This is a genomic window from Listeria sp. MAN/IMW/UF555, assembly GCF_058684075.1.
In genome coordinates, this window is the sequence record NZ_JBZWZS010000001.1 from 948,934 (window position 1) to 964,294 (window position 15,361).

At 38.5% G+C, this 15,361-nt stretch carries 15 protein-coding genes; all 15 read right to left on the bottom strand.

What is annotated here, in order from left to right; translation table 11 throughout:
• Nucleotides 1–23 precede the first annotated feature (23 nt).
• Nucleotides 24–1,190, bottom strand: coding sequence for a hypothetical protein (locus tag AC4PG8_RS04755; RefSeq protein ID WP_033533291.1), 1,167 nt, complete (start codon nucleotides 1,188–1,190; stop codon nucleotides 24–26).
• 22 nt (nucleotides 1,191–1,212) lie between these two features.
• Nucleotides 1,213–2,598 carry a hypothetical protein gene (locus AC4PG8_RS04760; RefSeq protein WP_185505355.1) on the bottom strand — a complete coding sequence of 462 codons (1,386 nt, stop codon included), beginning with the start codon at nucleotides 2,596–2,598 and terminating at the stop codon, nucleotides 1,213–1,215.
• 23 nt (nucleotides 2,599–2,621) lie between these two features.
• The gene (locus AC4PG8_RS04765) at nucleotides 2,622–4,163 is read right to left on the bottom strand and encodes a flagellar motor switch protein (RefSeq protein WP_160464118.1); all 1,542 of its coding nucleotides are present in this window, start codon (nucleotides 4,161–4,163) and stop codon (nucleotides 2,622–2,624) included.
• A 2-nt stretch (nucleotides 4,164–4,165) separates the two neighbouring features.
• Entirely contained in the window at nucleotides 4,166–5,158 is a 993-nt protein-coding gene (gene fliM / locus AC4PG8_RS04770) for a flagellar motor switch protein FliM (protein ID WP_003765817.1), read from the bottom strand.
• 20 nt (nucleotides 5,159–5,178) lie between these two features.
• Complete coding sequence (locus AC4PG8_RS04775; protein WP_003721819.1) at nucleotides 5,179–5,415, bottom strand: flagellar motor switch protein FliN; 237 nt, start codon at nucleotides 5,413–5,415, stop codon at nucleotides 5,179–5,181.
• Between the two features lie 13 nt (nucleotides 5,416–5,428).
• On the bottom strand, nucleotides 5,429–6,664 hold the full coding sequence (flgE, locus tag AC4PG8_RS04780; RefSeq protein WP_003721818.1) for a flagellar hook protein FlgE: 1,236 nt from the start codon (nucleotides 6,662–6,664) through the stop codon (nucleotides 5,429–5,431).
• 19 nt (nucleotides 6,665–6,683) lie between these two features.
• Complete coding sequence (locus tag AC4PG8_RS04785) at nucleotides 6,684–7,106, bottom strand: flagellar hook assembly protein FlgD (RefSeq protein WP_003760952.1); 423 nt, start codon at nucleotides 7,104–7,106, stop codon at nucleotides 6,684–6,686.
• Nucleotide 7,107: 1 nt separating this feature from the next.
• Nucleotides 7,108–8,154 carry a flagellar hook-length control protein FliK gene (gene fliK / locus AC4PG8_RS04790; protein ID WP_492170087.1) on the bottom strand — a complete coding sequence of 349 codons (1,047 nt, stop codon included), beginning with the start codon at nucleotides 8,152–8,154 and terminating at the stop codon, nucleotides 7,108–7,110.
• Nucleotides 8,155–8,169: 15 nt separating this feature from the next.
• Nucleotides 8,170–8,580, bottom strand: a complete 411-nt coding sequence (locus tag AC4PG8_RS04795) for a hypothetical protein (RefSeq protein WP_010990560.1) — start codon at nucleotides 8,578–8,580, stop codon at nucleotides 8,170–8,172.
• An 18-nt stretch (nucleotides 8,581–8,598) separates the two neighbouring features.
• The gene (locus tag AC4PG8_RS04800) at nucleotides 8,599–8,898 is read right to left on the bottom strand and encodes a flagellar motor switch protein FliN (protein WP_003724429.1); all 300 of its coding nucleotides are present in this window, start codon (nucleotides 8,896–8,898) and stop codon (nucleotides 8,599–8,601) included.
• A 12-nt stretch (nucleotides 8,899–8,910) separates the two neighbouring features.
• Nucleotides 8,911–10,767 carry a chemotaxis protein CheW gene (locus tag AC4PG8_RS04805; RefSeq protein ID WP_492170088.1) on the bottom strand — a complete coding sequence of 619 codons (1,857 nt, stop codon included), beginning with the start codon at nucleotides 10,765–10,767 and terminating at the stop codon, nucleotides 8,911–8,913.
• Between the two features lie 19 nt (nucleotides 10,768–10,786).
• Nucleotides 10,787–11,146 carry a response regulator gene (locus AC4PG8_RS04810; protein WP_003721812.1) on the bottom strand — a complete coding sequence of 120 codons (360 nt, stop codon included), beginning with the start codon at nucleotides 11,144–11,146 and terminating at the stop codon, nucleotides 10,787–10,789.
• 274 nt (nucleotides 11,147–11,420) lie between these two features.
• Complete coding sequence (locus AC4PG8_RS04815) at nucleotides 11,421–12,284, bottom strand: FliC/FljB family flagellin (RefSeq protein ID WP_003738355.1); 864 nt, start codon at nucleotides 12,282–12,284, stop codon at nucleotides 11,421–11,423.
• 236 nt (nucleotides 12,285–12,520) lie between these two features.
• Nucleotides 12,521–13,429: a chemotaxis protein gene (locus tag AC4PG8_RS04820; RefSeq protein ID WP_003760944.1), complete on the bottom strand. Its 909-nt coding sequence runs from the start codon at nucleotides 13,427–13,429 to the stop codon at nucleotides 12,521–12,523.
• A 12-nt stretch (nucleotides 13,430–13,441) separates the two neighbouring features.
• Nucleotides 13,442–15,355, bottom strand: a complete 1,914-nt coding sequence (gmaR, locus tag AC4PG8_RS04825; RefSeq protein WP_492170089.1) for a transcriptional anti-repressor GmaR — start codon at nucleotides 15,353–15,355, stop codon at nucleotides 13,442–13,444.
• Nucleotides 15,356–15,361 lie beyond the last annotated feature (6 nt).

The following is a 15,361-nucleotide window of genomic DNA, read 5'->3' on the forward strand; positions in this document are numbered from 1 at the left end:
TATTTTTTGAAAAAATATCTTTTTTAAAATAAAATAATTAATAATAAAATAATAAATATAGCAACTATCATGAAAAATATTGGTTGTTTGGAGACGCTTCGAAAATCTTTTACTAATAAATCTAAAAACGACATTTCTTGTTGCGCGAGTAGCATCATCTTTGTCATATCACTAGCGAATTCTGCGTCTACGCTTCCTAAAATTCGCTCAGAATCTGTAAAGCCCGCTTCGATTTCCATTTTTTGAAAAAGCTGCGCGAGTCTCGAGAGCTGACCTTGCATTCGGTCGAGAATAACAGCAATCCCGCCTTGAGTCATTTGTCCATCAGCTAATCTTTGTAGTTCTTGGAAAAGCTCCGTTAATGGTTTTGTCGCTTGTTGGTGAAAAATTTTAATATTGCCATTTGGAAATGCGCCAATTTGTGGTAAAAGTTGGTTCATTAGCTTTAAGTATTCGCTACCTAGTTTCCAGATGTTGATGTTTTCAGCTTGTAATTCATATGGTAGTAAGTGGCGGGAATGGAACATATTGCCAAACTCACGTAATACTTTAATCATCCAGTTTGTTTCTTGCTTAGCGTCAACTACTGGATCAAGTCTTGTCGCATGTTCCAGATGACCTTGAAACTCTCGCATCATTTGGATACCAGTTTCCATATTTCCAGAGGCGATTTGCATCATACGGAGAAAATCATATTTTCCAGTTGTTTCAAATGTTAAAGTTGGTAACATTTTTAGCAAAAAGGAAATTTCGTTCATAATTTTTTGATTGGCTAAAAACAACTTTTGGTTGGCTGGATTTTCAGAAAAGTATGCTTCAAAATTATGTTGTTTCATTAAAATGGTGCTTAATTGGCTGCTAATTTCGCTTCTGACCGTTTGCCATTTTGCCGAGTCAGTTGGATTTTTTATACCTGCGCGCATGACGTAAAAAATTAAGTCATTCGCTTTTTTGGCGTTGTTCATCATTAATTTCATATATAATTCTAGATTTGCGGTTGTTGTGCCGTTTAGTTGCAAACTGCTTAGTTCTTTAAAGGAAAATGATACTGGTGGCGTTTTTGGTACCGCGACTTCTGTATTCATTTGTGCCTTTGCACTGCCTTCTTTTAATAATGGATTTTGTTTAATTAATTCCCGTTCTAGCTGATTACGATTTTCTGCGGATTCTTGAATGCCATCTATTTTCATTCCGTCCACCTCACTTCTGCTTTTATTTCATTGCTCTATTACCTGAAAAAATAATAACGCCTATAATCATGAGTGCCGGAATCCAAAACGGGATACTGCTTGACTTGTTTTTAGTTGAGGTTTCCTTCTTAGCCTGCTTCTTTGGAGGTTTTTCGCTGGATTCAGTAGATGGTTTAGGGGCAGGTTTTGCAAGTATTGGCTCTTTTTCATTTGGTATAACTGGTGGTGGTGCAATTATTTCTTTACCTGGTACAGGAATCACTGGCTTGATTTCTTGACTCAATTGTTTAGAATAAGCCCGGCCGTCCCAGTCGATCCATTGTAATATGATTTTTCCGGTTGTTGAGATTTCCGCACTTTTGAAGCTATTATCCGTTCTAACGGTGCGGAATGTTTGCCCATTTACTTCGACAGATAATGCTGAGATTAAAGCAAAATCTGGATTAATTATCCCAGTTAAAACCGTATTATTGATTAAGTTAATCTCCGCAAATGGCTCGCTTGTAGAGCGAACGAGTATCGCTACGTTCATTCCTTGGAAATGGATAATTTCGCCGGATAATTCTTTTGTTAAAGTGAGACTTCCAATCCATTCGTTGGCGTTTTTTTGCCATTTTAGCGGGATTTTAATACCACTTTCCGTTTCAGCTTCTGGAAATTCGGTTGTATATTTGTCGAGCGTTAATTTGATTTGATTGCCAACTTGGACGATTTTTTTCTCGTCGTTGGTGATGTCAACAGCGTTATAACTTAGATGTGGCTTTTTCGGCTGATACATCTGAATTGTTTTTTCTAAGTCAATCGTGATTTCATTCTCCGCAAAATCAACTAATTTCAACTGAAAAGTGAGTTTTTCTCCTGGTTGAAATTTTTCTAACGGTACTTCTCCTTCAAATTTTCCAGTCCAGTTGTTATGTTTTAGTTCAGCTTCTGCGTCGTTCGAATCACTATGAATTATCAATATCGCTTGTTTTACACCTGTTTCTGCATCGGCTAAATCTGCTGCCACATGAAGGGCGCTTGTATGTAAAACATCTTCGTCATGCGCGAAGGTAATATCTGTTAAACTAGGTGCCGTTTCATCTTTTTCAACTTCCTTCAGTTGTTGCACTTGGAATAAATCGTCTACAGTAACAATCGCTTCAGGGTTGTCGTTTGCGTAAAATTCTGCGCGGTAGCTTCCCTCCAAATCAAAGTCCGTCACCGTATATGTTTCGCCATCTAGGGGTCTTTTTTGTCCATGTTCATTCACTAAAACGATTTTCATCTTTTCCGCATTTTCGATATGAAACGAAATCACTTCACCTGACGTGAAAATCTGCTGTTCCTTTTCAAGTGAAATCATCGGAAGTTCCGGTTCTGCCGCGAATACTTGAACAGAAATAAACATCCAAAATAAAATTGTCATCAGTCCAAGTTTTCGCACATTTTTCACCTTACTAACTCAGTCATTTGTATACCAAAATGATCATCTACGCGAACTAAAATTCCTTTGCCAATCGTTACGCCATTTAGCGCTAAGACAAGTGGTTCATTCATGCTTTCTTTCAAGATAATCACATCTTTTTCACACCATGAGATAAATTTTTCTAGTTTTACTTTAGCTGTACCGAACACAACTTCAAGCGTTACTGGAATATCTTCCAAAATTTGTTCCATTTCGGATAGTGTTTCTTTTTCTTCCATTACTACTGGTTGCGCTGGCTCTTTTGTTTCATGCGCCATTATTTCTACTGGTGTTGCTTCTTTTTCTGCGACTTCTTTCGCTTGAATCCCAAGCATTAGTTGCGCCATTTCTTTTGCTGCTGCTGGATTAAAAATTTGATACATGGGTGTTTTTAACAAGCCTTCTACTTCAAGTGGGAAGATAACTTCGACGGTTTTTCCTTCTGCAATATTTTTTTGAATCATCGTATCACCAAAATTGCAGAATTCCATCGTTGGCGGGCTAATATCAATCTTTGTTCCGAGCATTTCTGACATCGCTGTCGCTGAGAAGCCCATCATTTGGTTCATTAATTCTTGCACTGCACTGACTTCAAGTTCTGTTAATTCCGCATCTTCTTGAACGATTCCGTCTCCCATCATCATTAAATCTGCCATGATTAACGCGGCATTTTTGCTAATGATAAAGGTGTTACTTGAACGCAGTCCTTCGACAAATTCCACACTGGTTACTAAGCAAGGTCGTTCATTAAACTCGAATTCTTTGCTATCAATCACGCGAGCTGTTGGGATTTGTAGCGAAACTTTACGATTAAGTAATTTCGATAGAACAGTTGATGCAGAGCCAATGCCGATATTACAAACTTCTAAAAAGACATCTAATTCTTCGGCAGTTAAGCTAATTTCTTCTTTTACAGGTTCTGGCTCAGGGATTGCATCGCCAAGCAATCTTTTCGCAAGTTCGCGACCTTTATCAACGGGAATAAGTTGCATTAAATTCGATGTAATTAAGTCGCCGATAATTAAATCAAAACCAACTTTTATCATTGTTTGGTCATTTGTGTCTTCTAACTGTTCTTTTAACGCGATTACTTTAATGTCTGGTGTTGTAATATCAATCATTTCACCAAACATATTGCTCATTGCGGTTGCAGAATGTCCCATCATTTGGTTCATCGCTTCTTGTACGGCGCTGAGATGAAGTTCTGAAAGCTCTTCGTTTGGATCGATATTCCCGTCGCCCATCATCATTAAGTCCGCGATAGCCGCAGCCACCTCTGATTGCAGAACAAATAAATTCCGCATTTCGATTCCTTTGTGAAAATTCACTTCTAACACGACATGTGGAATATCAATGTCTTTCGTATTATATAAATCAACAATCTCTACTTTTGGTGTAGAAATAGTGACTTGTTGGTGTAGTAAATCAGATAAGACCGTAGAAGCTGAGCCAAACGAAATATTGGCGATTTCTCCTATCACATCTAGTTCCATTTGCGTGATATTTTTCTCTAGTAATTGCTCCACTTCTACCTCTCCTGCTCTGTTCGCCCTGTATGACGCATAAATTTAACGGCTTTTTGGTTACCACTTTTTCCCATATAGCATTCAAATTTCCATTTTTCGGTGACGTAACCTTTAAGTGTGTCACGTATATGAGTTTCTGTCAGAAGCACGTCGCCAACTTCCAGCATATTAAGCTCTTTCCATGTTGTTTTAATTTCTCCCACCCGAATGCGCGCTTCTTTCTCAACTTGATGCAATTCTTGCTCCACTTCCGCATCAAAGTTCCGTCTTTTATCAAACGTATACTCAACGACGTTTTCCAGTTTATTCATAATCTCTTCCACCGAGAAAAATGGCACGCCAATCCGCATCGTACTAATCCAGAATTCCGATTTAATATCGACACTCACAAGCGCCATCATGTCGTTTGGTGATGTGACACGTAGAAGCGCTGGATTGGTTTCGATATTAACGATTTCTGGTGAGATTGGATGCACTGATTTAAAACTATCTTTAAGTGCTTCACAAAATTTCTCTAAAATAGATTTCAACGTCAGCTCTTCAAAAACAGATAATAGTCTGCGCTCACTTAATTTTCGTTTTGGATTTCCGCCAGATAAGCATTCATGGATATAAATGATATAGGCTAAATCGAGTTCGATAATAATTTGGCCGAGCTCCGGATTCCCAAGGTCAATAATGCAGAAAATGTAACTATCGTTCGGCATTGTTTCGATATAACCGCTCGCAAAAGAAACTTGATCTGCAAGAGTTGCTTCGGTATGAATTGGAATCCGGATACGCTGGGAAACAAACTCCATACTTTTTTTCGTAAATGCTGATGCAATCGTCTTTAAGCTTTCGAGGTGTTCTGCACCAAATTTCTCTGGTTTATGAAAGTCATAGGGATGAAAGCGCCCAAAGTCGCCAATTTCCGTACTTTCATCAACTACCTTACCTTCACTCATTTGGGAAAGCAGGGCGTCAATTTGTTCTTGACTTAATTTATCGCTCATTTTTTGTCACTCCCTAGCTCTCATGAAGAACTTCCCTCTCCTAATTTCGTTATTTTGACAAACATCTTGCCGTCTTTTGTCAAAATCTCGCCGTAACCGATGCATTTGCCTGAAATCGTAATTTTAACCACATTGGCTGTTGAATCTTCTAACCGAAAAACGGTCCCTTTTTTTACATCTAGCAAACTACCGACTGGCTGTTTCGTGCGTCCTAACTCGAAGTCGATTCTGAGTGGAATAGTATGATTAATTTTCATTTAGCTAAACTCCCTACTGAATCAAGTTCACAATTTGTTTCATCACGTCATCTGCAACACGAATAACTTTTGTATTGCCTTGGAAACCACTTTGGTATGTCATTAAGTTAACGAATTCGCGGGATAAATCTACGTTTGAGCCTTCTAATGAAGAGCCGCTAATTCCGCCAGCTCCGTTTTGGCCAGCAACGCCGTAAACTGCATCTCCAGAAGATAATCCTGGAACATATTCGCCATTCCCCATTTTGACTAAGCCGTCTTCATTGGAGAAAGTAGCAACCGCAAGTTGGGCAACTGGGATAACTGTACCGTCTGAGTAACTCACTGCAATATAACCAGAATCGGTAACTGCGTAGTCTTTTACAGTTGCAGCGCCTTTTCCGTCAGAAGTTGGCGAGAATACTTGGTTTGTACCATAGTTTGTTAAGCCACTTAGGTTTAAGCCCATATTGACTTGTTTGCCGTTAACAGTGGAATTGATTTGAATGTTTTTAAGTGCATCAGGGTTTGTAAGTTCGCCTTGCGCGTTGTAATTAAGTGTTCCTGTTACTGGAGGAGTTAAGGCTTTTCCGTCCATTTGAATTTCATATTCGTAGGAAACATTGCCACTCGCATCTGGTGTCGCAGCTTTCATATTGACTTGAAGTTTATGTTTTCCACCAGCATTATCGTATACAGAAAGCTCGGAAGAAATCGTATCTTTTTCGCCCCAGTCAAGTGGAATGTTACCGCTTAAGCTACCATTTTTTGTTGCTTCGCCAGGAATTGCGCTATTTAATGGGATTTGAATTGGTTGCAAGTTTCCGTTTAAAACGTTGCCATTTTTATCTGTTGCATATCCCATAACGTATTTTCCTTGTTGCGTTGTTAAATAGTTATTGTCAGATACTGCAAAGCTACCGTCACGTGTGTAAACGATATTCCCACCAGCGTTATCGCCAGCAATGAAAAAGCCGCGGCCTTGTAGTGCTGCATCTTTGTTTCTGCCAGTTGAAGTCGGAGAACCTGCTGTATAATCGGTTAAAATTGCCCCAATTTTCGAACCGGAACCGAAGCTCATTGGGTTTGTTCCTGCATAAAGTCCGCCTGCAACAGATCCCATTGTGTTTTGGTAAAGTAAATCATTGAAAACGACGCTTTGTTTTTTATATCCTGTCGTGTTCGCATTGGCAATATTATTTGATGTCACTGATAATGCTTGTTGGAACGCATTCATCCCAGAAATAGCTGTATACATAGTTTGATTCATAATTCACACTCCCAAATTTTTAATTAATTTCTGTTACATAAGTCATTGGCACGAGGCTATCTTGGTCTTTTATTTTCAGCATGACGCCGTTTGTCGTTTGTTGAACGCTTTCGACTTGGCCGCTAATTACTTCGCCGTTTAGTGAAACTCCTTTTATATCTTTACCGATAAAATTAACCGCGGATTGTAAGGCGGAGTTTTGTGCTTGTTCAGATAGCTTATCTACGGCAGTGGTCATATTGGCAACTTGTTCCATTAAGGAAAGTTGCGCCATTTGTGACATCATTTCATTCGTATCAAGCGGGCTCGATGGGTCTTGGTATTGTAAACTTGTTAAAAATAGTTTCATGAAGTCATCTTTGCCAAGGGTTTTTGATACGCTTGATGTTACTGCATTATTTGTATCCTGACTCGCTCCTGATAAACTACTAATTCCGTCCAAATTACGTCTCCTCCTCTAAATCAAATGCTTCTTGTTTAGCTCTTTCCTGATGTGGATTTTCGCGTTCTTTCTCTTTTTTAGATTCGCCTTGGTGTCGTCCATCTGACCCTTGACCATTTTCTTTTGGCGCTTGTTTTTCGGTCATTGTTACGGCAACTTCTACACCGCGATCTCGAAAGCGATTATGCAAATCTTGCGCCATCTGTTCGAGTTTTTGTTTCGCTGTTTGCTCCTGATATTCGATATGTACAAATATTTTATCGGGCATTTTTTTAAGTAAAACTTCTACTTTTCCGAGTGACTCTGGTTGAATCGCGAAAAAGGCTTTATTTTGCTTTACTTGAAATTTTTGCAACTGTTCGATTTGGTCGGTGATGGTTTTATCGAGTTGTTTCAGCGTTACTGGAACTTCGGGTTTGGCAGCTGGTGTGAGTTGTTTTGCCGTGTCGTGCCAAATATTACTTGATTCAGCTGGCTTTTTGACAGCGACTTCTTCTTTTGCTATTACCGGTTCTTTAATGCTCGCTTTAAAAAGTTGCACGACTTCTTTTTCTTGAGGTAATTTGGCTAGGACTGGTTGGTTTTTGGCCACAGTTTCCGTTAACTTTGGTGATTCTTTTGTGGGCATGATAAGTTCTGGTGGCGGTTGTTGCTCTCTGGTAGCATTTTTTGTGGGTTCATTCGGTGTATTTGTTACTGGAGTTTGCACGGCTTGCGGGGCGTTTTCTATTTTTGGTTGTTCAATTGCTTGTTTGGCGATTGCCGCAAGTGTGTCTTTAACTTCTTTCAGCTCAAGTGGCGCATCCGGTAGTTTGGTCTCCGGCTCACCTTCAAGTAATTTTGCTGAAACGAGTGGTGGTGCGATTTCCTTTAATGGAATGGTGGCTAGCTCTTCATTTCCCGCTTCTCCCTTTAAGAGCGGCGCAGGGCTATTTTCCATTAAAAGTGAAATAAAAGGTAATTCTACTAATTCTTCTGCTAACATTTCTTTTGGTTCGACCTGTTTTTTTCCGACGAGTGGTTGTAGCAAATTATCTGGGATTAGCATGAGTTTTCCTCCCTTTTACTTTAATAGCACCATTTTCAAATCGCGTAATAGTTGTTCTTCTTTTTTATTTTCAAGCTGTTGCCATTTTTTTCTTGTGTCATCGTACATTTTTTTCGCCTGTTTCCCTTTTTCCTCAAGTTTTTCTAAGATTTGTTCATTGCTTTTAATGTACTGGCTAATTTGGTGAATTTCTCGCTCCATTTGTTGAATGCGGCTCGGGGAAAAGGCATCAAGTTGCATGCTTCCTGCTAATACCGCCACTTGGAGTCTTTCTTTTTTCGTTCTCGAGTAATAGACTTCTTTTTCGTGCGCTAATTTTTCTGTAACTTTTTCCCGTTTGGATAGTAATAATTGCAATTCTTTTAAAATGGCCGTTTTCTCTTGGTCCACTTTCATCTTCACTGCGTTGTAAGCCTCTTGCTTCAAATCACTTGCCCTCTTTCTTTAGTCGATTTCTGAAATAACGATTCCGAAGTTCTCGTCCATCAAAATAGCTTCACCGATGCCGACTTTCTTTTCATCGAGGAAAATTTCGACTTTGTGGCCAGGTTTCTTTTCCACTTCGAGGACATCGCCAATGCTTAACTCGGCAATGTCCCCTACTGGCATTTCTTTTTTTCCAAGGCGGACGATTAAGTTAACGCCAATATTGTCTACTTGACGGATTGAGCCTTTTTCGCGTCCTTCTTGGCTCGGTTCTTTCGGTTCCCATTCAGGAAGTTCTACTTGAAATACTTGTTCCATCATGGTCCCTCCTTAAAATGTTTCTAAATTTAAAATTAATACGACACGGCCATCGCCTAAAATCGTTGCCCCAGAAAAGGCAATTTGACTTTCGCTGAAAAAGCCGCCAAGTGTTTTTAAAACGATTTCCCGTTGACCGATAATATCTTTAATAATAAGTCCAAAAGTTCGCTTGGCATTTTTCACGACGAGTAATAGTAATTCATCCGTATCGTTCAAAGGTGTTTCATGGAAGCATTCGCCTAAATCGAGTACTTCAATAATGGTTTCGCGGTAGTTGATTAAGTCTTTGCCGTGAACATGTTGAATGTCCGCGGGATTAATCGTAATTGCCTCTGCCACATTTGCCAGTGGTACAGCATAGCGACGTTCAGAGGTTGCAACGAGCATCGACTGGATGATTGATAATGTTAGCGGAATCTCAATTCGGAACGTCGAGCCAGCATTTTCACTTGATTCTACGCTAATTTTTCCGCCGATTTTAAGAATCGTATTACGGACAACATCTAGCCCCACGCCTCGACCAGACAAATCGGATACTTGGTCTGCGGTACTGAAACCGGAATCAAATAATAAATCAAAAATTTCCGAGTCCGTCATTTTGGTTGATTCTGCTCTTGTAACGACATTTTTCGCAATTGCTTTTTCCAAGACTTTGCGTTTATTGATTCCCGCACCGTCATCGGCAATCTCAATCACAACATTGTTCCCACTATGGAAAGCTTTTAGGTTAATTGTGGCGGTTTCATTTTTCCCATTTTTACGTCTAACTTCCACTGTTTCTGCGCCGTGGTCTACTGAATTACGAATTAAGTGAACAAGTGGGTCACCAATTTCATCAATGACGATTTTGTCGACTTCCGTATCAGCGCCTTCAATAACTAAATCGATTTTCTTGCCTAATTCTTTGGCAAGCGTACGTACCATTTTTGGAAAACGGTTGAAAACACTGTCTACTGGTACCATCCGCATGTTGAGTAAACCATTTTGGATTTCTTTTGAGATGGAGCTGAATCGTCCTAGATGCTCCATCAATTCTTTGTTATTGGTTTTTTCTGCGATTTCATCAATTCTCGCCCGTTCAATGACGCTTTCTTCAAAAACGTTCATTAGCTTTTCGATTTTTTCAAGTTGTACACGAATGGTTTTATTTTCTAATCGTTTGGTTGTTTGTTTTACGGCTTTTTTGATTGGTTCAATAATCTGAACTTCTTCCACTTCTTCTGTTACTGTCACTTTTTCGATTTCAGAAATATCTAGAATAACCGCTTCGATTTCTTCTTTTGTTTGCGCAGTTTCTAAAACTACTTCAAACGTCTGTTCAAACTCTTCTAGCTCGATTGCTTCTCTATCTGGTGATGTTTCTGAGATAATTCCAATTTCTGCAAGTCGCTCTAAACACATCACCGCCCGCACTGCTTTCAAAATAGCTGCTTCTTCAATTTGAATGCTAATACGATAAGTTGCTTCTACGGCTAAACCAGTTTCTTGTTCTGGATGTAAAAGCGCCTCTAAGTCAGCCACGGTTTTCGAAATATCCGCGGCACCTTGCCCGCCGTGCTGAATATCTGAAACCATTGTTTCCAAATGAGATGTACATGTAAAAATAATGTCTACCAAATGTTCTGTTACAGCTAATCGATTATTGCGTACCTCATCTAGTACATTTTCCATTGCATGCGTTAAATCAGCCACCTGTTGGAAGCCCATTGTTGCGGACATTCCTTTAAACGTATGTGCTGAACGGAAAATTTCACTTACCAACTGACCGTTCGTCGGGTCTTTCTCAAGCTGTAACAGATTATCATTTAGCGCCTGTAAATGTTCTGAAGCTTCTTCTATAAACAGGTCTAACATATTTGTAGTCATGCTACCCACCTCCATTTCTCTACTTAGCTGCTTTTTCTAACGCCTCTAAAACCCGGTCCGCTTGGAAAGGTTTCACGATAAAGTCCTTGGCACCTTTTTTAATTGCATCAACAACCATGCCTTGTTGTCCCATCGCCGAACACATAATAACTTTAGCAGATGGATCTTTTGCCATAATTTGTGCAAGTGCTTCTAAGCCGTCCATTTCTGGCATTGTAATATCAAGCGTTACAATATCAGGTTTTACTTCATCGTACTTTTTCACTGCTTCCAGTCCATTTTCCGCTTCTGCAACTACTTCAAAATCGCTATCTTTCACGATATTCTTAATCATCGTACGCATGAACATTGCATCGTCGACAATCAACAACTTCAACATAAAATACAACTCCCATTCCTATACCTATAAATATTTTTTAAAAAAATCGCATAATATCATTTTATAATAAAAATAAGACAATTTCTACCTTTTTCTTAAAAAATATCCGTTTTTTATAATAAAATTATTTAAAAAATAGTTAACTAGCTTAACATTGGCTCTGGGCCATAATTTCAATCCGAAAATATTTTTATAAAACAAAAGAAAAGCCTCTCGTCCGGGGTGACGAGAGGCAAAGGGTAAACAATGTTCGATAAATGAATTTGATATGTTATTAGCTGTTAATTAATTGAGTTAACATTTGCGGTGTTTGGTTTGCTTGAGAAAGCATGCTGATAGATGTTTGTGTAAGAATTTTGTATTTAGTCATTTCGGACATTTCAGCAGCCATATCTGCATCTTCAATAGAGGAAGCAGATGCTTTAGTTGCGATGGATTGGTTGTTCACGTTAGATACATTGTAGCTAAGGCGACTCATACCAGCACCTAGAAGCGCACGACCGTTAGAGATGTTATTGATTAATTCATCAATAGCTTCAGTTGCTTCTTGAGAAGAATCAGCATCAGCAACAGATAATGCACTATAACCAGCAACTGTAGAACCACTACCTAGAGTGATTGTTCCAGCAGAAAGACCTTTCGCATTGAAAAGATCGATATTGATTAAGTCATTAGCTTTATCAGACGCTTGGATGCTTACTTGAGTAGCAGCATTTGTAGCAGTTTGATCTAGTAATTTGATGTTGTTGTAGTTAGTAGTGTCAGCAACGTGATCAAGTTCTTTGATCAAGCTACCGAATTCAGCAGTATATTGTTTACGATCTTCGTCACTGAATGAACCGTTAGAAGATTGTACTGCTAATTGACGCATACGTTGCAAGATTGAACTCATGGAGCTAAGAGCTGAATCCGCTGTTTGTAACAAGTCAATACCCATGGATGAGTTTTTGCTTGCTGCATCTAAGCCTGTAGATTTAACGTTCATACGAGTAACAACTGCAAGACCAGCAGCGTCATCAAGAGAACTGTTAATACGTTTACCAGATGCTAAACGTTCTTGCGCTTGAGTCATGCCTTCGTTGTTTTTACGAAGATATTCTTGTGTTTTCAAGCTAATGATATTAGTATTTACTTTCATTTGTGTTTCCCTCCTACATTCGGTTTAGAAAAGACTTCTCTTCTCTATATGCTTTATTATATCTTCATTTTTTTAAAAAATCAAATGTTTTTTGTTAAAAATGTAAAAATAAGTTGTTTTTATTTATATAAAAATGGAAATTCGGCTTAATATCAACGTTTTTCTGTTTTTATAAATTATTTTTTTAAATAAAATAAAGAAGTGTTTGAACAGAAAAATTGTCCAAACACTTCTTTTTATAAAACGAGCTCATCCAAAATATTAATGAGTTGATGAATATTTGGTTTACTTACTTGCGCGTCCGCACCAACCCCAGCACCTTTATGTTCCAGGTCTTCTGTAATTAGGGAAGAGAAAATAACAACTGGCAATTCACGACCAATTTCATCTTCTTTAATTACTTTTGTTAAATGGTGTCCGTCCATTTGTGGCATTTCGATGTCTGTAATTAATAAGTTAACATTTTCAAACGTTTGCTCTTTTTGTTCTTTGAGTAATTTGAAAATATGTTCTTGCGCTTCACGACCATTAGCAAAGAACTGCAGATTTGTATAGCCAGCCTCATGAAGTGTATCTTCCAGTAATTGACGTAGCATTTGCGAATCCTCGGCAATGAAAATAGTCTTCTCTTCACGGTTTACTTTTCGAGTAATACGATCTTCACCTGTAACGGCAAAATCAGCATTTCCGCTAATTTCATAAATGATTTTTTCATAATCAAGTAAGAGTACTAGATTGCCATCTAGCTTCACGATTCCAACAGCTAATTCTTCTAAGCCAATCGATAGTTTCTCTGGCTCTTCAATTTGTTCCCAAGAAATGCGCTGAATACGGTGCACCTCGTCGACACGGAAAACGATTTTCATTTGGTTTAGTTCTGTGATAATGAATTTCGTATTTTCTGGTTCGATTTCTGGTAATTTCATCACACGCGCAAGATTGACAACTGGCATGATTTCGCCGCGAACTTGGGAAACGCCTTCAATTGCCGGATTCGAATCTGGTACGGGCGTCACTTCTAGCGGATGAATAATCTCTTTCACTTTTAAAACGTTAATACAAAATAAATTTTCGCCAACTGTAAAAGTAACAATTTCTAATTCATTTGTTCCACTTTGTAGTAAAATTCCTTTTTCTTCTGTCATATTACTGGCCTCCTATCGATTGTTTGTAACTGTATCTTGTAGCATCGTAACTTCATCTAACAATTTTGCTAAATAGCGATTATTTGGGAATTCGTCCATTGCTTCGCTAATACGATTCGCGCGGTTTTCGGTATCAATTTTGATTGCCCAAAGGTAGAAACGGAAATCGGTACTAAAATTATCGATACCTCGTTCTGCAATTGCAAGCGCCTCATCCAGTACCTCGGCATCTACTAAATAATTGATTAGGTTAATATAGCCTTGTTTAGTCACTTCGTCTGCGTCGACGATATTGTAAAAATCAAGCGCAATATCGGCAAAATCATATTGGAAGAACAAGTCAGCAATGTGGCTATTAATGCTATCATGGTAGACATTTCGAAGCGCAAGTAAGTAATCGGCAAACTCGCCTTTACCAAGCGCAATCGCTCGTTCTAATACAAATAAATAACGTTTTTTGCTGATTTTCGGACCGTTTTCAAAGATAAAATCATAAATTTCTCCAACATCGCTATTTTTCATGACGCGCTCGATTGGTAATTGCGGATTTTCATAATGCCACAAGCATAAGTCAGCCGCGTCAATTAATTCTTCTTTAATCCCGAATAAAATGGCCGATTCGCTAATTACTGGGAAGACGTTACGAATGGTCGCGATTTTCACTTCGGTAGCTTCTGCGACTGGCGGGTAAACATCCGTTAGTGACTGAACGATGAGTTCAGATAACTCTGCGTATCCTTGTTGTGTTGTCATCGAAAGTAACCGCAATCCTGTTTCCGTACTAGAAATAAAGTTATGACGTTCCATAAATGCGAAAATTTCTTTTGGTTGATGGAATTTGCTCAGTAACATAATCATTTGGAACATCACACCGTAATCAGAACTATTTTCTGCATATGCTTTGGAAAAATGAGTCATTGCTCGTGTGTAATCTTTTTCTTCTAAGTAAATCGTTCCAAGCATTTTGTGCGGCATAAAGTTCGTTGCTTCGTATAAAACAATCGGTTGGTAGTCGATCGCAGTATTTTCTAGCAAACTTTTATAAATTTCTTTCGCATCCTCGAGTTGGTGATTAACGTATAAGATATTTGCTTTTTTCAGTGGAAACTCTGGTACGTTCGGCCAAATGACTTTCGCTTCTTCAATAATTGCCAAACTTTCATCGTAGCGTTTTTCTTGTTCAAGTAGTTCGGAAATATGATAGGCGCTTAGTTTTGCCCAAATATAATGGTTGTTATCGCGCAAACGGAAGGCCTCCGAAAATTCTTTCAAAGCTTCTTTTTTATTTCCAAGCCGATTCATTTCCTGCCCAATATTAAAGTGAACAAAGCCGCTGTTTTTATTATTTTTAACTTCTTTTTCTAATAAGCGCAAATTACGGTCTGATTTGTCTTGTTTTTCAACAATTTCAGACATATAACCATAATGATAAATTTTTACTTCGGCAACACCTGATTCAATCGCGTGTTTATCGACTGCCTCTAGCTGTTCGTGAATGACGCCGCGGAAACAAATCGTCCCATCATTTTTATAAACACGAGCCATTTGATTCGTTGTTGTTACTCGCCCTTTTTCCCCTGTAAAACTAATAATTTGTGCCATTTGAATTGGTTCGATTGGTGATTTTAATTGTTTTTCTAATTTGCGATAACTTTCTTCTTCTAAACATTCGTCTGCATCAATGGCTAAAATCCATTTTCCCGTTGCATGTTTGGCCGCAAAGTTTCTTGCATCAGAAAAGTTGCCAGTCCATTCAAAGTCATAGACAAAATCAGTGAATTCTTTTGCGATTTCCTTGGTTTCGTCAGTGGAACCTGTATCTACAATAATGATTTCTTCTGTAAATTTTCTAAAAGACGCTAAACTTTGTCTTAAAATATGTGCTTCATTTTTGACTATCATACAAATCGAAATTAACGGCCGCATGAATCT